Source organism: Arthrobacter sp. M71 S08 (genome assembly GCF_059089725.1).
This window is the reverse complement of the sequence record NZ_JBNHEY010000002.1, coordinates 626,318-644,078: the sequence shown is the minus strand read 5'-3', so window position 1 is coordinate 644,078 and position 17,761 is coordinate 626,318. Positions and strand designations below refer to the sequence as shown.

The window sequence follows — 17,761 nt, the reverse complement described above, 5'->3', positions numbered from 1 at the left end:
GTCAGTTGCTCTGCGCGAGAACGTTCAGTACCGACTCTCCGTAGCGGTCCAGTTTGGCCGGCCCCACACCGGCAAGCTGTGCAAGCTTCTCCAGTGAGTCGGGGCGCGCTTCTGCAATGGCCACCAGGGTGGCGTCCGTGAAGACGACGAAGGCAGGGACGTCGGTCTCCCGTGCGGCCTGCAGGCGCCAGTTCCGCAGCGCTTCGAACGTCTCCTCGCTGTAATTAGGGGGGCATTCCTGGCAACGTCCGATCTTGCGTTCGGCGCCCGAGCCCAGTACCTTCCCGCAAGTGCGGCAGTGTGCAGGAGCCGAGACCTTGCGCTCACGCCGGACGGTGGGTTGGCGGAACGAACGGGTGCCGCCGGAATCCGGGCGAAGGCCGTCAAGGAATCTGGACGGCTTGCGCGATGCCCGGCCGCCCGGGGTGCGCGACGTGGACCAGGAAAGAGCCAAATGCTTACGGGCCCGGGTGATGCCGACGTAGAGGAGGCGGCGTTCCTCATCTACGTCGTCCGGAGTATCGGCGAACGAGATGGGCATCAGGCCCTCGCTCAGTCCCACGAGGAATACCGCCTCCCACTCCAGGCCTTTCGCCGAATGAAGCGACGCCAGCGTGATCCCCTGAACAGTGGGGGCGTGCTGTGCGGCCGCCCTCTCCTCCAGCTCCGCAACGAAGTCCTGGAGTGTGAACCCCTGCGCTGAACGCGCCTCGTGAAGCTCGTCAGCAAGCGACACCAGCGCGGCGAGCGACTCCCACTTCTCCCGGACGGCACCGGAGCTTTGCGGAGCCTCACGGGTATAACCGAGGGACGCAAGGACATCACGCACCAACTGCGGAACGTCGTCGTCTGTTGCGGCGCGGGCCGCGGCTCGAAGCTGCAGCAGACTCTCCCGCACTTCCCGCCGGGCAAAGAACCGCTCGGCTCCGCGAAGCTGGTATCCGATTCCCGCTGCTGCGAGGGCTTGCTCGTAAGCCTCGGACTGCCCGTTGGTCCGGTATAGGATCGCAATTTCGCTCGCCGGCACACCGTCATTGAGCAGCCCTGAGATGCGCCGGGCAACGTCAGCAGATTCAGCTTCGTCATCGCTACACTCGGTGAAGGTCGGCGCCGGGCCAGGAGGCCTCTGCGCGATGAGCTGCAGCGGTGTGGCCCAGGTGCCGACCCCACCGCGACGCTCCGCCTCGGCAGTGCGGGCGGCAAGCAATGAATTGGCGAGGTTGACAACCTGCGGCGTGGAGCGGTAGTCCCGGACGAGCTTGATGACCTGCGCCTGGCGGTACCTGCTGGTGAAATTCAGGAGGTGGGCGCTGGTGGCGCCAGTGAACGAGTAGATGGTCTGGCTGGCGTCGCCGACGACACAGAGCTCGTCCCGCTCCCCCAGCCAGAGATCCAGAAGCCGCTGTTGAAGCGGCGATACGTCCTGATATTCGTCCACGACGAAATGCCGGTATTGTGCACGGACAGTGGCTGCCACCTTGGGGTCTTCCTGCAGGATGCCCACGGTGATGAGCAGTACGTCCTCGAAGTCGATGACGTTTCGATCCACTTTGAGATCTTCATAGGCGCTGAACAGGCGGGCCACCGTTGTGGCGTCCATGCCTGCCGGTTCGACCCTGCCGATGGCTGCCTCAACATAGGTGTCCGGCGTCAACATGGATACCTTCGCCCATTCAACCTCCGCGGCGAGATCGCGGATTGTGGCGCGGTCGGTGCTTAGCCGCAGCCGCCGTGACGCTTCCGCGAGGAGCTGTGCCTTGTGATCGACGAGAGCCGGCAGCGTTCCCCCGACGGCCTGGGGCCAGAAGTATTGCAATTGCCGGAGGGCGGCCGCGTGGAAGGTGCGTGCCTGCACCCCCTGCGCTCCGAGGTCCCGAAGCCGCGTACGCATCTCTGCGGCAGCTCTCGCGGTGAAGGTCACTGCGAGGACCTGCTGGGGTTTATAAACGCCCGTGTGCACACCGTAGGCGATCCGGTGTGTGATTGCGCGCGTTTTTCCGGTTCCGGCTCCTGCAAGAACACAGAGAGGTCCGCTCAATTGGGATGCAACGGCTCGCTGTTCGTCATCCAGGCCGGCGAGGATCCGTTCTTCGACCGAAGACTCCACTACGGTCTCCCGGCGGACGGCTCTTCATCCAGGGGGCCGCCATACCAATGTTCAATGAGCGAACGAGCGATCGACGCACCGGATGCCACCGACAACCGTTCCTCCTTCAGGCCCACGAACAGTTCCTCCCTGGTGAACCAGCGCACCTCCCGGATCTCCACGCCGTCCGGAACAGGTACAGCGTGGGACGCCTTTGCGGTGAAACCCAGCATTAGTGACGCGGGGAAAGGCCAGGGCTGCGACCCAAGATAGGTGGGCGAGTGAACCACGATGCCCGACTCTTCCTCCACCTCACGTTTCACCGCTGCTTCCAGCGATTCACCGGGCTCGACGAAACCTGCAAGCGTGGAGTACCGGTTTTCCGCCCAGGTGGCAGACGAGCCAAGGAGCAGTCGGTCTTCCTCGTCCGTCACCGTTACGATGATCGCGGGATCGGTACGGGGGTAGTGCAGGCTCTCATCCGCCGGGCACCGCCGAACCCAGCCGCCGTCAATGGGTTCCGTGCGCTGTCCGCAGCGAGGGCAATGGGTGTGGGTGGCGTGCCAGTTCGAAATTGCCGCGGCCTCCACGAATAGCCCCGAGTCCTCTGCCGACAGACCTGCGGCTGCATCGCGCAGACCCAGCCACGATTCCTCAGGCGCCAGATCAGGCTGCACACCCTGATGTTCTACCAGCACGATATGTGTACCGGCAGGCATATCTGCCGTCGTTTCAACGGTGCTGCCGAGGTAAATGGGGTTTTCGGGGCGCTCCACCTCCGCAACAGGGCTCAGCAGTAGTCGGCTGCCCTGTACGGGAGACCGCTCCTGGGCGAGATGAAGAATGCGGGTTTCCGGTTGCGCCCACAAACGATCAAACAGATCCGGGGTTATGCGGAAAGTGGAGCCGCGATCAGCCGAGCCGCGTGCCAGGGGCAGGGATCCGAGTGGGGGGAGGTTGGCGATTCCGGCTGCTTGCATGCCGACTGCTTGGGTCATATTTCTACGGTACGGTCCCGCACCCCCAAAAGGACATTCGGAAGAGGATTTCTGGAGGATTAGTGAGGGCGAGCAGCGACTCGCCGCCCGGGACATTCGGGCGGGTGACCTCGCGCGCTTACGGTGGATGTGTGAAACGCTCACCAATGGAACTTGCGGCCCTTGCCAGCGCGGCCGTCCCGGGTCTCGCCCCGACGGGCGTCTCCAGTACGCCCGATGACCCGGCTGACTTCGAGTCTGCTCTGCTGATCGACAGCTCCGGCAAGCAGTGGCGCGTCCGTGCGCCGCGGCATGCAGAGGCCAGTATGCGGCTCGAAACGGAACTTCAGGTGCTGCGCGCGTTCTCCCCCGGTGTACGGGCAGAGCTTCCGTTCCTCGTTCCGCATGTTGCGGGCACCGTGCGGCTGGGGGACCTGCGCACATTTGTGTACTCCCACATCGAAGGATCCACCCGCTCGCTTGAGGAACTTGCCGCCGGCGGTCCTGAACTGGCACGTGAAATCGGCAGGGCAATCGCTGCCGTCCACGAGCTGCCCAGAACCCTGGTCAGCGAAGCTGACCTGCCTGTCTACGAAGCCAACGAGGTTCGGCAGCGGCGGCTCAATGAGTTGGACCAGGCTGCGATCACCGGCCGGATTCCGTCTGACCTGCTGCGGAGATGGGAGCATGCGCTGGAAGACGTTTCGCTCTGGCGGTTCAACCCCACCGTCATTCACGGCGATATCCACGAAGACAACCTGCTCCTTGCAGCCGGCCGGGTCTGCGCTGTGACGGGCTGGACCGACCTGTCAGTCGGAGACCCCGCAGACGATTTCGCCTGGCTTGCTGCGACGCAGGACACGCACTTCGCCGACGAGGTGCACGAGGCTTATCTCAGCGCGCGATCGGATGCGGCTGACGACCATCTGTTGCGGCGGGCTGCACTTGCCGCGGAGTTCGCCCTGGCGCAGTGGTTGGTGCGCGGGCTTGCCCTTGACGATGCCAATATGATCGCGGAGGCCGAAGAGATGATGGGGACTCTTTCCGCTGACCTCGCTGCGGAGGAGGCAGCACTGGCAGCCGAGACGGACGACGAGGGAACCGCCGGTCAGCATGGACTCGCCGAGGGGACCGGGGACGAGCCGGACCGTGCGTACAACGGGAATGCCGGCGGCGTCAGCGCTGGTGACGAGCCAACCCGTCCGAACGCCGACGCTGCGGAGGGCGAAGCAGGTGCAACAGCGATCAGTGCGCCGCAGGATCCGGAGGATCTCGAAACGTCCGCCCTGCCCGTTGTACGCCGCCCCTAGCCCCCATCCTCACGTGCGGTTGCCCGCCGAATGATGCTTTCGAGTTCGCCGCCATCTGCAAGGTCGTGTGGGCGAACCAGCAAGTCCTCACCTACGTAATAGAACGCCGCGCGAACCGACTCCAGAGGGACGTCAAGCAGGCGTGACCACGCCAGGCGGTAAACGGCCAGCTGCACGGATTTCGCTTCCCGGTCTCCCGGCGCGGGCGGTCTCCCGGTCTTCCAGTCAATGAGATCCCAGGCGCCGTCGTCGTCCTTGAAGACCGCGTCGATCCGGCCGCGGACGACAATCGATCCCACGCGTGTTTCCACGGGAATCTCAATGCCATAGGGTACGCGCCCGGCCCAAGTGGACTTCCTGAAAGTATCTGTGAGCTGCTCAAGCTGCAGCCCGTCGTCCACAAAGGAGTCGGCGGCCCCAGGGAACTCCCCCAGGTCGAGCATTCCGGTGGTGCCGTAATACTCTTCGATCCACGCATGGAAGGCAGTACCACGCCGGGCAGCCGAACCCGGACGCCGTGGCACGGGGCGTCGTAGTCGCCTTGCCACGCCCGCGCTGTCCTCGGAGAGTTCGACCATCAGGGAAGCGGAGATGTGGGTGGGAAGTTCGACCGGGGCGGGTCTGAACCTGTGTTGCTGCCTCGCGAGCGCCTTTCGGACCTCATCATCCCAGCGCCCGGACGGACCTACGTCCCTGGTGCCGGGTTCAGGGTTGGCATGTCGGCGTTCAGCCGCGGCAGCCAGGACAGCCGCTGCTGCCTTTTCGACCGGATCACGGCGCTGGCGCAGCGGATCAACCGGCCAGACGGCCCTGTCGCTTTGGGCGCGGGCGGGATTGACCTCCCCTACGGCGCTGTCCTCGATCCACGCGAGTTCCCGGTACCCGTGTTCACCTGCTGCGGCGAGTTCCCGCAGTTCCTCCAGGTATCGGGAGGGAGCAGTTGGTCTGGACCGCCCTCCTCCCCACGCTGACGACGTGCAGACGAGGACATGGCGGGCGCGGGTCAGCGCGACGTAGGCAAGCCTGCGTTCTTCACGTTCGGTATGAGTGAGAGCGTCTTCAGCAAACAGTTTCTCGCTTTCGAGCCAGGACTTCTGGTCGGGCTGGTCCCAGTCCCATTGCGGCAGTTCTACCGCGTCGCCGCGCAGCGGCCAGGGCACGGAGGAATCCCCTGAGCTCCAACGCGATCCCGTCCCGCTGGGAAATGAGCCCTCATTCATGCCCGGAACCAGTACGACGTCCCACTCCAGGCCCTTGGCCGCGTGAACAGTCAGCAATTGGACGGCTTCCCTGCTTGTCTCCAGAGCGGTCACGGGGAGGCCGTCCTCTTCAGCGTCTGCGGCTTCAAGCCAGGCGAGAAAAGCAGGCAGGTCGATGCGGTCGGAGGTTGAGACGAAGCTGCTGACTGCGTCCGCGAAAGCGTCAAGATTCCGTCTTGCCTCGTGGACGCTCACACCCGGCTTCGCAGCAAGCTCGATGTCCAGAAGGAGAGTCTGCTCAATCTCGCCGATCAGGGTGTGCAGATCGTCACCGACTGACTGGCGGAGCCCGCGCAGTTCGTCCCGCAGCAGGACAAGCCGCTCCCTCCCTGTATCCGACAGGCTACGGCCGTTCCCCGAGACCCACCCCACCGGGGGGAGATGATCGACGGCGTCGACGAGGCTCGCCGGTTCCGCATCCTCAGTGGGCGTGAGCTGCTGTTCCTGGTCGGGATTGTGTGCTTTCGATGCATCGGCCGGTTGTGCGGTGCTCGTCGAAGGCTCTCGCGCGTCCGTCCGTAGTTGACTCATCCGGACATCGCGATCGTAGGCTAGCTGGCGCGCCCAGTCACCGAGGGCCATGAGGTCCGCGCTGCCAAGGCGCCAGCGTGCTCCGGCGAGGAGGCGAAGCATAGCGTCGGACCGTTCCGGATCCCCGAGCACCCTCAGTACAGAGAGAATCTCGATGATCTCCGGCGTGCGCAGCAGCCCACCCAGTCCGATGATCTGCACCGGTATGCCTGCCGATTGAAGCTCCCGACGCAAGGGTTCAAACTGCCGCCGTCCACGGCAGAGGACGGCGATGGTGGGGCGGAGGGGCCGGCCGTCGTCGTCCACATCGAAGAATCGGCGCCGTTGCGCCTCGATGAGACGCGTCAGTGCTGCTGCCTCATTGGCCTGCGGGTCATCCGGCGCGGATAGGTCCGTCGGGTGAGCGGCGCTCTCGCTGAGATAACGCGCGAGGTACACCTCCCCCACGGGTGCCTTCGGTCGAGGAACCAGGGCGGGAACCTTCAACTGATTCTGTGGTCCCAGCCATGGCGGCGGGACATTGAGCGAGCCGGCCACAGCGTTTGCTGCCCCAAGAATGCTTGTGGAGTTCCGCCACGCCACGGAGAGATTGACCATCGGTGCAGGCTCCAGCGCAGCGCCGGCATGGACTGGGAACCGTGATCTGAATGTCCCGAGCTGACCGGCGGAGGCCCCGCGGAAGCCATAGATGGACTGGTGCGGATCCCCCACCGCCGTTACTGATCTGCCGTCACCGAAGAGTCGGGAAAAGAGCACCATCTGCGCGTGCGAGGTGTCCTGGAACTCGTCGAGGAGAACGACCGAGTACTTCTGTCGTTCGACGTCGACTGCCTGCGGCACGTCGCTGACGATACGTGCGGCCAAGGATACGAGGTCGCCGTAATCAAGTTGTCCAGATTGATGTTTGGAGGCTGTGTAGAGCTCTACCAGTTCCGTGACCGTGACACGGGTCCGCAGCTTGTCCAGAAGATCCTTTGTGCGCTGGGTGGCCGCCTTCGGCTTTCCCAGCTGGTAGGGACGTGCGCTCATCGCGTCGATCTGATCCAGCAACGTGGCCCTCACGGCGGCCGGATCAACGAGGTGCTCTGCGCATTCGGAGGCCATGGTGAGTACGGCGTTGGTCAATGTTGTTTTCGCTGCCGACAGGTGTTCCCATGGCCCCTGATAGGACTCCACGATCCTGGCAGCCAGCTGCCAGGACTGCGCCGTGCCCAGCATGACGGCGTCGCGCTCCACTCCGATACGCAACCCGTAGTCCTGGACTATGCCGTTGGCATAGGAATGATACGTGGAGATGGTGGGTTCCAGCCGGTCCTCGCCGGAGTCGAGGGTGACGCTCTCGCCCTGGGCACGGTAAAGCGCCAGCAGCTGCTGTCGGATGCGGGCAACCAGCTCGCCCGCCGCCTTCCGCGTGAAGGTGACGCCGAGTATCTGTTCGGGACGGACCAGTCCGTTGGCGACCAGCCACACTACGCGGTCGGCCATGGTCTTGGTCTTGCCCGAACCTGCACCTGCAATAACCAGTAGCGGCTGCAGCGGCGCTTCGATGATGCGGGTCTGTTCCCCGGTCGGGTACAGGACTTCCGCGTCGCCACTGCCGGCAAGCAGCCGTGCCAACGCCTCTGCCGAGAGCTGCGGCGCCGCATCTGCCTGGGCCTGCCCGTGTGCCGTCTCGATGCTCATTCGGTCACCTGTCTTCCTTCAATGCACAGCGGGCAGATTTCCGGGAGGCGGCAACCGGCCCCGCCGTATGACGACCGTTTGGGATCGTGAACGGCTTCAAATTCGGCAGCGGACATCAGCCCTGCTGCCTGCTCGATCATCTCGTGGGCCCAGGAATCTTCCTGTCCGAGCGCCGGCTGATCCTGTACCTTGGGAGATTTTGCGCTGGTACCGAGATGCACGAGAGCAGCTCCACCGACCGGCTGCCTCTGGCAGGATTCAGCGTCTGCCCCGGCGACGTCGGCCTCGGCAAAGCCCCCGGCAACCGCAGCCACCTGGTACGCGGCAAGTTGTGGATGGGCGGGCACCTCGGGGTCCGGTGGAGCAGACCTCCCGGTTTTGAGATCCACTATGAAAAGGCAACCATCATGGGTGATCTCAAGACGGTCGACCTGGCCGCGGAGACGTGCCTGTCGCTCAACTCCGTCGACCGTGACGGGAAGATCCACGCTGAAGCTCACCTCGGTGCTGGCCAGGGAACGCTCCGCTTTCCTCATTTCCACGAGGTAGGCCCCCAATTTTCTCACCATCTCTTCGGCCCTTCGAAGGTCCGCTTTGGATTCCCAGGTGTCCTTCATACCGAGCGTCGGCCAGCGGCGTATCAGTTCCGCGACGTATTGGTTCCCGGTGGCGTCGGGGATGTCCTGCGCAATCGAGTGGACGAGCGTTCCAAGTGACCGTGCAAAATCCGTGGGCCGTTCCCCTCCCGCCGCGGAGACGAACCAGTTCAGCGGTGAGGCGAGCACTGCCTCCACCTTCGAAGGCGAAACGGGGATGACAGCATCCGGAGGCACCACCGGCTCGATGGAGGAAAGTGCTGCGAGCCCCCACCACTGCGCGGGATCCGCGCCAGGCACGCGCGGCTGGTGCAGCACCATCGTCCCGAGATGCTGGACGGCTTCAAACGCTATATCCGGGCTCCGGTCGGGCTGCTGAGCATACTTTCGAAGCTCAGCAACAAGTGCGCGGAGGGTGAGTGGCCGTTTCACCTCGGTGCGTGGGCGCTCGTAAATGCCCTGCGGCAGTGGGTCGAGGATGTCGAGGAACGATGAAGGCTGCTGGTCCTCCGACGAGACCGCCACACAGACCAGCTCGTCCGAGGCCCTGCTCACCGCCGCAGAAAAGCTTCGCAGCTCATCTGCGCGGGTCAGTTGCATGAGGGAGAGCGGATCGCGATGACGGCGGAAGTCCCTGCCATGCTCAAGCAGCGCTAAGAGGTCGCCGGATCCCAGCAGTTCCCCCCTGATGCGCAGGTTGGGCCAGACTCCCTCCTGCACCCCCGCCACGATGACCACCGGCCACTGGCGTCCGGCTGCTGCGGCCGGTGTCATGATGGCGACGGCGGCGCCCTTCTGGGCGCGTGCCGCAAGCGTGTCCATCGGAAGTTCCTGGCTCAGCAGGTACTGGAGGAAACCGGTTGTTGGAGCACCCGGCATCTGGTCGACGTAGCGTTCAGCCGTCTGAAACAGCGCGACGACGGCGTCCAGATCGCGGTCCGCGCGCGCTGCCGAGGGTCCCTGTCTCAAGGCCGCTTCTTCCCACCGGGAAGAAAGCCCCGAAGCGGACCATACGGACCACAGCACTGTTTCGGGTGTGCTTGCCTCATGCTCCAATGCCTCACGTCCGGCGCTCAGCATCGCCTGCAGCCGACGGGCAGGACGGATCTGGGATCGAGGGTCATCGATCACAGTCTCCCCGAGCAGGTCCACGATCAGCTGATCGGAATCCCTTTCTCCCCCACCCAGCCGTTCCTCCTGCCTGAGCAGCTGGCGCATACGGCGAATCTCGAGGGGTCCAGCGCCGCCTACCCTGGACGTCATGATCGAAACGGCCAGCTCGGCATCGAGTTCCCTGACGCCGGTCACGACGGCGAGTATGTCCAGTAACGGCCGCACCGCGGGTTCGTCGCGGATTGCGCGCTCGGCAGGCGGAACGCTGACTGGGATGTCCTGGCCCGCCAGGTAGCGCTGGAGCTCCGTCACTTGCGCCCCGGTTCTGGTGATGACGGCGATGTCGTCGAAGCTCCGCCCCTGTTCCACATGGGCCTCAAGTATTCGTTGGGCGATGTAGCGCTGCTCGTGGTACCCGGAGTCCACCACATGAACGGACATGAGGCCGCTCGGGGTGGAGTCGGGAACGGTTGGAACGAGCAACCTGCGGTAGCCCAACGGTGTCCCGCTCACAGGAGTCCTTGAGGCCACCGACCCCCACCCCGAGGAGAGCTTCCCCTTCAGTCGATGGGAGGTGGTCAGCTGAACGGTGCGCACGTGGCCGAGTATCTCCGGCAGGCGTGCGGCCAGCTCGGGGCGGGCACCGCGGAAACCTTGCACTGCCGTGTCGGGGCAGGCTGTGATCAGCGTGTCCCTACCCTCCGCAAGGACGCCGCAGAGCGCATGCATGGCGGTGTTCGATTCCTGATAGTCATCGATCAGGATCAGCGCGTACTTGTCGCGTTCCTCAGCACAAAACCCGGGATTATTTTCGAGAATGCCGCGGGCGGCGGTGAGGATTCCGGCGGGATCGAAGGCTTCGGGCATCCTGAGGTCCAGGACATCCCGGTACTCGCTGTACAGCGCGGCCGCGGCCACCCAATCGGGGCGATCGAACCTCCGCCCGAGATCGGACAGTTCATCCGCATGCAGGCTGTATTCGCTGACCCGGTCGAAGAGCTCCCTTACCTCCTGGCGGAAACCCCTGGTTCCGAGGGCCAGCCTCAACCCCTCCGGCCAGCGGAACTCCAAGAGGCCCAGCTTGCGGTGACCTTCGAGGAGTTCCTTGATGATCAGATCCTGTTCTGCACCCGACAGGAGCCGCGGGGAACGCGTCAGCTCGGGCAGCAGCCCTGCCACGCGGGCTCGCCTGATGAGATCAAAAGCGTAGGACGACCACGTACGGGCAGGGGGTGCGCTCAGACTGCGGTCCAGCCGAGTTGTCACCTCATCGCGCAGGCGCGCTGCCGTACGGCGCGTCGGCGCGATAATCAGGATGCGGTCCGGCTCCACCTCTCCGTTTCGGATCCGGGTGACCGCCGTTTCGATGAGGAGTTGGGTTTTACCGGTTCCCGGTCCGCCGAGAACGAGCACCGGACCCGCCCCCACGCCCAGGGAAAGCACCTCCCGCTGGTCCCCGCTGAGGACCGGGCCCGGATAGGCCGCCGCTGCGTTGGCGGGCAACCGGAGAGTGGCCGGGGGCAGCGAAGCGGATCTGGCATGTGAGGAACTGCTCATGATTTCACTCCATCATCCGGCTCCGACAATCCCGAGAGACAGCCCGCTTCACCGGGAATGCCGCCAAGAGCAGTGCCGGGAACGTCCCTGTCCAAATTCGCACGGATGCGTTGCAACGCATCCTGCTCAGCGGGCGTTGGGGTCCAGCGGGACCTCGCAAGATCAACCCGCTGCTCCGCGGCCGCACCTGGGCGCCGGTTGCCGGAGGGCGCGCGCAGCGCAGTGAATTCCTTGCGATAGTGTTCGACGGCCACAGCTGCCAGTCCCTTCGGCGGCCTGCCATCGGCGCGAAGCACGCGCCACCACGGCACGTCGGCACTCCCCCGCGACATGACCGCTCCCACCTGACGCGGCCCGCCCTTCTCCAGGATTTCCGCTATGTCACCGTACGTGAGCACCTTCCCCACGGGTATCAGGCTGACGATGTCCAGGACCGCCTCTTCGTAGTCCAGAACCCTGTCGCGCACCCACCCAGCCTATCGAAGCTGACTCAGCATTCAGTCATGCCCGAGCCGGGTCCAATTCGGGGCCTAACCGGAATGTCGTACCTGACGGATACCGTCTGGACCATGAACAGCTGGCATATGCATCCCCGTGCGGCCTTTGATCTCGAAACCACCGGCCGTGATCCCCTCACAGCGCGTATCGTGACCGCTTCAATCATCCTCGTCGATGGGCGGGGAGAGATCTTGCAACATCACGAGTGGCTCGCCAACCCCGGAGTGGACATTCCTGCCGAGGCCATGGCCGTCCACGGCATCACCAACCACACAGCAAAGGAACAGGGGGCTCCTGTTGCCCAGGTGGTGAATCAGATTGCCGGGGTCCTGAATGGCTACTTCAGGACCCACGTCCCGGTTCTCGCATTCAACGCCCGCTATGACTTCACGGTCCTCGCCCGCGAGGGACACCGACATGGGATCCGCACCCCGAGTCCGTTCCCGGTATTGGACCCTTACGTGATGGACAAGCACGCAGACCGTTACCGTCCCGGGAAGAGGACGCTCACCGCCATGTGCGCGCACTATGGCGTTCCCCTGGAAAACGCTCACACCTCAGCGGCGGACGTCATGGCGACACTCGGGGTTGGGTCCGCTCTCGCCGACCGGTTTCATCAGCTTCGGCGATCGGCGTCCGAGCTTCATGAATTCCAGGTGACCTGGGCACGGGGCCAGGCAGCGAGCTTCCAGGAGTATCTCCGCCGCAGCGACTCCAGCGCGGTCGTGGAGGGGCGGTGGCCGGCTGTCGCCTCGTGAGCCAATAGTTGTCGCCGGTACGCCGCGTGCGCGTACCCATTGACTGGATGCTATTCGAAGATTCTTCGGCCAGGAAAGCGGAAAGCACCGGCCACGCGCCCACGCGTGATCCTGCGCACTAAATTTCAGCCGAATCTTTCGTTCGTGCCACAATTGCAGAGCATCGCCACGCGCCCGCTGCGGCCGTTTTCCGGGCGACTGAGGGCCTTCCGAACCTCACAAACAGCGTGCTGACCGATGCTTCATTCCTGCTCGCCGGAGTAGGACTTTCGCGGAAGACCCTGCGGACCCCAGACAGCATGAGGACCAATGATCACAGTCACCAACCTGCGCAAAACATACCGCCAGGGTGAGCGAACCGTTACAGCACTGGACGACGTCACCCTCTCGGTACCCAAGGGTTCAATTCACGGCATCGTCGGGCACTCCGGAGCGGGTAAATCGACTCTTGTCCGATGCCTGACCCTTCTCGACCGTCCAACCTCGGGTTCTGTCATCATCGACGGCCGCGAGTTGACCAGCGTCAAGGACTCCGAGGTCCGCACGGCCCGGCGCCGTATCGGAATGGTGTTCCAGCACGCCAATCTGATGGACTCACGGACGGCTGCCCAGAATGTCGCACATCCGCTTGAGTTGGTGAAGACGCCGAAAGGTGACATCAGCCGCAAGGTTGCCGAACTGCTCTCCCTCGTCGGCCTGACGGAGTTCGCAGACGCTTACCCCTCCCAACTCTCCGGCGGCCAGAAGCAGCGGGTGGGCATCGCGCGTGCGCTGGCATCGGATCCCGACGTGCTGCTGTGTGACGAGCCAACATCTGCCCTCGACCCTGCCACCACCGAGGACATCCTCACGCTGATTCGCAACCTCACCCACACCCTGAACCTCACGGTCCTGGTCATTACCCACGAGATGCACGTGGTGAAGCAAATCTGCGACTCAGTCTCCCTGCTTGACCGCGGACGCATCATCGAGCACGGTCCACTCCACGCGATCGTCGGTGACAGGTCCGGTTCCCTCGGCAAAGCCCTGATGCCGTTGCCCTCCAGTACCGCGAGCACCGCCCTGCCGGAACTGGAACTGCTGCTCGTCGGCGAGACCGCCTCAGCTCCCGTCCTCTCCGAACTGACGCGGCGTTTCGATGCCAACGTCAATGTGATCGCAGGGACTGTAGAGACGCTCGGAGGGTCCCGTTTCGGCCGGCTCCGGGTGGAAGTTGACTCCCCGAGACCGCTCAGCGAGATAACAGCCTACCTAGAAGGCGCCGGCGTACACGTGGAGGTAGCGGCATGAACATCCTCGACAACCTCTTCCAGAATCCAGGAATCACCCAAGCCCTCCCCGAGGAATTCCTCGCGACCCTCCAGATGATCGGCATCTCGGGATTCTTCACGCTGCTCGTCGGGCTTCCGCTTGGCATCTTCCTGCACGCCAGCAGCCCGGGCGGTCTACGCCCGATGCCTGTCACAAATCGCGTTGTCAGCGATGTAGTCGTGAACATCACGCGGTCCATTCCCTTCGCCATCCTCATGGTGTCGCTGATCCCGCTGGCCCGCTTCCTGACCGGATCCTCCATCGGGCCCGTCGCGGCCTCGGTGTCCCTGAGCATCGGAGCCATTCCGTTCTTCGCCCGCCTGGTTGAAACGAGTCTGCGCGATGTTTCCTCCGGCAAGATCGATGCTGCCCTGGTCATGGGTTCAACGCGTCTCCAGGTCATCACCAAGGTCATGATTGCGGAAGCCCTTCCGTCCCTCATCGCTGCATTCACCACCACGCTCGTTACGCTCGTCGGGTATTCAGCGATGGCCGGGATTATCGGCGGCGGCGGATTGGGCAGGCTCGCTTACAACTACGGTCTGCAGCGGTTTGACACAACGGTGATGGTGGTCATCATCGTGATCATCGTCGCCATCGTCCAGATCATCCAGATCCTCGGCGACCGGCTCGCGCAGCGTGTGGACCACCGGACAGCTGCCACCGCAGGAGCACGCCGCAGCAGGCGGGACCGTCGCCAGGCAGTAACCAACGACGTCGTCGGCGTCTAAAGCTCTCCAACCCTGCCCCGCCACGAACGGGGCCGACGACGGTCGGTAGCCGCCAGCCGTCACTCCCCCGGCGTCCCGGTTCCTCCCGACCGCCGGTACTACGAAAGGAACGCACCACACATGCGCAAGCAGTTTTCGCTGGCAGCCGCCGGGCTGGCCGCACTTCTCACCCTCTCAGCATGCGGCGCAAGCGACAGCGCTCCCGCGGCCGTCGAAACCCTCGACCCCACCACCCCGGCGACAGTCAAGGTTGGCGCCAGCCCCGTACCCCACGCGCAGATTCTGGAATTCGTCCGCGACAACCTGGCCGAGGGCAGCGGAATTGAGCTCGAGATCCAGGAGTTCGACGACTACACCACTCCCAACATCGCTCTGAGCGAGGGCGACCTGGACGCCAACTACTTCCAGCACCTGCCCTACTTCGAGAGCCAGGTTGAAAGCCAGGGCTACGAATTCGCCCACGGCGAGGGTGTGCACATCGAGCCATACGCTGCCTTCTCCGAGAAGCATGATGACGTCTCCGCCATCCCCGACAGCGGCCGCGTAGCAATCACCAATGACCCGTCCAACCAGGCGCGTGCCCTCACGCTGCTGCAGGAAGCCGGTCTGCTCGAGAACATCGAGGCTGATGCCTCCGTCCTGTCGCTGACCGAGGAGCAGAACCCCAAGGGCCTTGAGTTCGTGGAGAACCAGCCGGAGCTGCTGCTCAACGATCTGCAGGATCCCACAGTGGACCTTGCGATCATCAACGGAAACTACATCCTCGACGCTGGTCTCAGCACGGAGGATGCCCTCCTGGTTGAGTCTGTCGAGAACAACCCGTACGCGAACTTCCTCGCATGGAACACCTCCTCGGAGGGCGATGCCCGCATTGCCAAGCTCGAGGAACTGCTTCACTCCCCCGAGGTCAAGCAGTACATCGAGGAGACCTGGCCGAGCGGTGACGTAGCTCCCGCCTTCTAGGCTTCCTGGGGCGACCCGCAGCACAGTAAACAAACACAATGGCCGGCGCCCCCTCACGGGTAGCCGGCCATTTGCTGTCTTACACGCCCGGGGGTGTGGCTCCGGCGGCGGCAGCGGCGCGCGCGGCGGCGGGCAGCGCGGCCATGATGTGTTCCATGGCGGCGTCGTCGTGGGCGGAGGAGAGGAACCACGCCTCAAAGACCGACGGCGGCAGGTAGACACCTGCATCGAGCATGGAGTGGAAGAACGGCGCGTACCGGAAGGTTTCCTGTGCCTGGGCGTCGGCATAGTTGGCGACTCCCCGTTCGGAAGTCCCGAAGGCGATGCTGAACAGGTTTCCGGCTCGCTGGACGGAGTGGTCGACGCCGACCCGCGAAAGCTCCTCCGATACGGCTGCGGAAAGCTCCAGGGAACGGGAGTCGATGGAACGGTACACCTCGTCGGTGGCGTGGGTCAGCTGGGCAACACCTGCCGCCATGGCAAGCGGGTTACCGGAGAGCGTGCCCGCCTGATAAACAGGACCCAGCGGCGCCAGGTACTCCATGACGTCCGCCCGTCCACCGAGGGCCGCCGCCGGAAGTCCTCCACCGATCACCTTGCCGAAGGTCAGCAGGTCCGGAGTCCATCGTTCACCTTCGCCGGTCAGTGCCCAGTAGCCTCCCGGGCCGACCCTGAAACCGGTCAGAACCTCATCCACGATCAGCAGGGCGCCATGTTCGGTGGTGATCCGTGACAGTGCCGCATTGAATCCGGGAGCAGGCTCCACGACGCCCATGTTGGCGGGGGCAGCTTCCGTGATGACCGCCGCGATGGAGGCGCCATGCTCGGCGAACGCGGCTTCAACTGCGTCAACGTCGTTGTAGGGAAGGACGAGCGTCTCGGCAGCAGTCGCGTCCGTTACTCCCGCAGAACCCGGCAGGGCGAGCGTTGCCACTCCGGAGCCGGCTGCGGCAAGCAGTCCGTCGAGGTGGCCGTGGTAACAGCCGGCGAACTTCACGATGAGGTTGCGGCCAGTGTAACCGCGGGCGAGGCGGACTGCCGTCATGGTTGCTTCCGTGCCGGTGGATACCATGCGCAGGCGTTCGACGGCGGAGACCCGGTCCGTGACGATCTGCGCCAGTTCAGCTTCCGCAGGCGTGGACGCGCCGAAGGACAGTCCGCGGTCGGCGGCCTGGTGGACGGCGTCCAGTACCGCGGGGTGCGCATGTCCAAGTAGCGCCGGCCCCCAGGAGCACACCAGATCAACGTACTGGCGGCCGTCGGCATCGGTCACGTACGGTCCCTGTGCCGACACAAGGAACCGCGGGGTACCACCGACGGACCCGAAGGCCCGCACCGGTGAGTTCACGCCGCCGGGCATCAGTGTTTGCGCGCGGGCAAATAGGTCTTCGGATCGTGTCATTTACTTGCTCTCCTTCAGCCAGGTGGCCAGTTCCGTTGCCCAGTATGTGAGGATGATCTGCGCCCCGGCACGCTTGATCCCGAGCACAGATTCCTCGATGGAACGACGCCGGTCAATCCAGCCGTTCGCGGCAGCAGCCTCGATCATGGCGTACTCCCCCGAGATCTGGTATGCGGCGACCGGGACGGGCGACATGGCTGCGACGTCGGCGACGATGTCGAGGTAACTCATCGCCGGCTTGACCATCACCATATCCGCGCCTTCCTCGAGATCCAGCTGCACCTCAAGGAGCGCTTCACGGCGGTTGGCCGCATCCATCTGGTAGGTCCGTCGATCACCGATCAGCTGGGAATCCACCGCCTCCCGGAAGGGACCGTAGAACGCCGAAGCGTACTTCGCTGCGTAGGCCAGGACCGCGGCGTCCTGGTGCCCGGCTGCGTCAAGGGCTCGGCGGATGACCCCGACCTGGCCGTCCATCATCCCGGACGGACCCACCACATGGGCGCCGGCGTCGGCCTGGGCGACGGCCATCTGCGCATACAGTTCCAGCGTGGCGTCATTGTCCACCGCACCGTCTGCCGCCAGCACGCCGCAGTGGCCGTGGTCGGTGAACTCGTCGAGGCAGACGTCGCTCATCACGACCAGTGAGTCCCCCACTTCCGAGCGCACGTCGGCGATTGCCCTGTTCAGCACACCGTCGGGGTCGAGGCCCGCGCTTCCCGTGGCATCACGGTGTGCGGGTATGCCAAAGAGCATGATGCCGCCAACGCCCAGTTCGGCGGCTTGGGCCGCGGCACGTCTGAGGGTGTCCGTGCTGTGCTGGACCACTCCGGGCATCGAGCTGATGGGGACCGGCTCGCTCAACCCCTCCCGGATGAACGCCGGGAGGATCAGCTCAGCCGGGCTGATCCGGTTCTCTGCGGTCAGCCGGCGCATCGCCGGGGTTGACCGCAACCGACGGGGCCGGTGCTGCGGGAAGCTCATGC

At 64.6% G+C, this 17,761-nt stretch carries 12 protein-coding genes; 5 read left to right on the top strand and 7 right to left on the bottom strand.

Translation table 11 applies throughout. The features are described 5' to 3' along the window. Window position 1: 1 nt before the first annotated feature. A complete protein-coding gene (locus AC5RTB_RS06955) occupies window positions 2-2,107 on the bottom strand; it encodes an ATP-dependent DNA helicase UvrD2 (RefSeq protein ID WP_494060325.1) in 2,106 nt (701 codons plus the stop codon). Further along, entirely contained in the window at window positions 2,107-3,084 is a 978-nt protein-coding gene (gene nudC / locus AC5RTB_RS06950; RefSeq protein ID WP_494060324.1) for an NAD(+) diphosphatase, read from the bottom strand. The genes AC5RTB_RS06955 and nudC overlap by 1 nt, the downstream gene beginning before the upstream one ends. A 131-nt stretch (window positions 3,085-3,215) precedes the next feature. Here nudC and AC5RTB_RS06945 point away from each other — a divergent pair, with 131 nt between their 5' ends. Then, window positions 3,216-4,373, top strand: a complete 1,158-nt coding sequence (locus tag AC5RTB_RS06945) for a macrolide 2'-phosphotransferase (protein ID WP_494060323.1) — start codon at window positions 3,216-3,218, stop codon at window positions 4,371-4,373. Here AC5RTB_RS06945 and AC5RTB_RS06940 read toward each other — a convergent pair. The 3 genes from AC5RTB_RS06940 to AC5RTB_RS06930 are packed head-to-tail and all read right to left on the bottom strand — an operon-like array spanning window position 4,370 to window position 11,579. Further along, complete coding sequence (locus AC5RTB_RS06940) at window positions 4,370-7,846, bottom strand: ATP-dependent helicase (protein WP_494060322.1); 3,477 nt, start codon at window positions 7,844-7,846, stop codon at window positions 4,370-4,372. The genes AC5RTB_RS06945 and AC5RTB_RS06940 overlap by 4 nt on opposite strands. After that, the gene (locus AC5RTB_RS06935) at window positions 7,843-11,112 is read right to left on the bottom strand and encodes an ATP-dependent helicase (RefSeq protein WP_494060321.1); all 3,270 of its coding nucleotides are present in this window, start codon (window positions 11,110-11,112) and stop codon (window positions 7,843-7,845) included. The genes AC5RTB_RS06940 and AC5RTB_RS06935 overlap by 4 nt, the downstream gene beginning before the upstream one ends. Beyond that, on the bottom strand, window positions 11,109-11,579 hold the full coding sequence (locus tag AC5RTB_RS06930; protein WP_494060320.1) for an MGMT family protein: 471 nt from the start codon (window positions 11,577-11,579) through the stop codon (window positions 11,109-11,111). Before AC5RTB_RS06930 ends, AC5RTB_RS06935 begins: the two co-directional genes overlap by 4 nt. A gap of 102 nt (window positions 11,580-11,681) precedes the next feature. Here AC5RTB_RS06930 and AC5RTB_RS06925 point away from each other — a divergent pair, with 102 nt between their 5' ends. From AC5RTB_RS06925 to AC5RTB_RS06910, 4 genes are all read left to right on the top strand, one after another. Then, window positions 11,682-12,368, top strand: coding sequence for a 3'-5' exonuclease (locus AC5RTB_RS06925; RefSeq protein WP_494060319.1), 687 nt, complete (start codon window positions 11,682-11,684; stop codon window positions 12,366-12,368). A 309-nt stretch (window positions 12,369-12,677) separates the two neighbouring features. Then, window positions 12,678-13,658 (top strand): methionine ABC transporter ATP-binding protein, encoded by a 981-nt coding sequence (locus AC5RTB_RS06920; RefSeq protein ID WP_494060318.1) that lies wholly within the window; start codon window positions 12,678-12,680, stop codon window positions 13,656-13,658. Next, complete coding sequence (locus AC5RTB_RS06915) at window positions 13,655-14,410, top strand: methionine ABC transporter permease (protein WP_494060317.1); 756 nt, start codon at window positions 13,655-13,657, stop codon at window positions 14,408-14,410. The genes AC5RTB_RS06920 and AC5RTB_RS06915 overlap by 4 nt, the downstream gene beginning before the upstream one ends. Window positions 14,411-14,530: 120 nt before the next feature. Next, window positions 14,531-15,373, top strand: coding sequence for a MetQ/NlpA family ABC transporter substrate-binding protein (locus AC5RTB_RS06910; protein ID WP_494060316.1), 843 nt, complete (start codon window positions 14,531-14,533; stop codon window positions 15,371-15,373). A 79-nt stretch (window positions 15,374-15,452) separates the two neighbouring features. Here AC5RTB_RS06910 and hemL read toward each other — a convergent pair whose 3' ends face one another. Beyond that, on the bottom strand, window positions 15,453-16,775 hold the full coding sequence (hemL, locus tag AC5RTB_RS06905) for a glutamate-1-semialdehyde 2,1-aminomutase (RefSeq protein WP_494060315.1): 1,323 nt from the start codon (window positions 16,773-16,775) through the stop codon (window positions 15,453-15,455). Next, window positions 16,776-17,759, bottom strand: coding sequence for a porphobilinogen synthase (gene hemB, locus AC5RTB_RS06900; RefSeq protein WP_494060314.1), 984 nt, complete (start codon window positions 17,757-17,759; stop codon window positions 16,776-16,778). Window positions 17,760-17,761: the final 2 nt, after the last annotated feature.

What these genes read in the sequence shown, in the direction of transcription:
- AC5RTB_RS06935 (WP_494060321.1), bottom strand. Translation starts at nt 11,112, where the DNA reads ATGAGCAGTTCCTCACATGCCAGATCCGCTTCGCTGCCCCCGGCCACT.
- nudC (WP_494060324.1), bottom strand. Translation starts at nt 3,084, where the DNA reads ATGACCCAAGCAGTCGGCATGCAAGCAGCCGGAATCGCCAACCTCCCC.
- AC5RTB_RS06910 (WP_494060316.1), top strand. Translation starts at nt 14,531, where the DNA reads ATGCGCAAGCAGTTTTCGCTGGCAGCCGCCGGGCTGGCCGCACTTCTC.
- hemB (WP_494060314.1), bottom strand. Translation starts at nt 17,759, where the DNA reads ATGAGCTTCCCGCAGCACCGGCCCCGTCGGTTGCGGTCAACCCCGGCG.
- AC5RTB_RS06925 (WP_494060319.1), top strand. Translation starts at nt 11,682, where the DNA reads ATGAACAGCTGGCATATGCATCCCCGTGCGGCCTTTGATCTCGAAACC.
- AC5RTB_RS06915 (WP_494060317.1), top strand. Translation starts at nt 13,655, where the DNA reads ATGAACATCCTCGACAACCTCTTCCAGAATCCAGGAATCACCCAAGCC.
- AC5RTB_RS06920 (WP_494060318.1), top strand. Translation starts at nt 12,678, where the DNA reads ATGATCACAGTCACCAACCTGCGCAAAACATACCGCCAGGGTGAGCGA.
- AC5RTB_RS06940 (WP_494060322.1), bottom strand. Translation starts at nt 7,846, where the DNA reads ATGAGCATCGAGACGGCACACGGGCAGGCCCAGGCAGATGCGGCGCCG.
- hemL (WP_494060315.1), bottom strand. Translation starts at nt 16,775, where the DNA reads ATGACACGATCCGAAGACCTATTTGCCCGCGCGCAAACACTGATGCCC.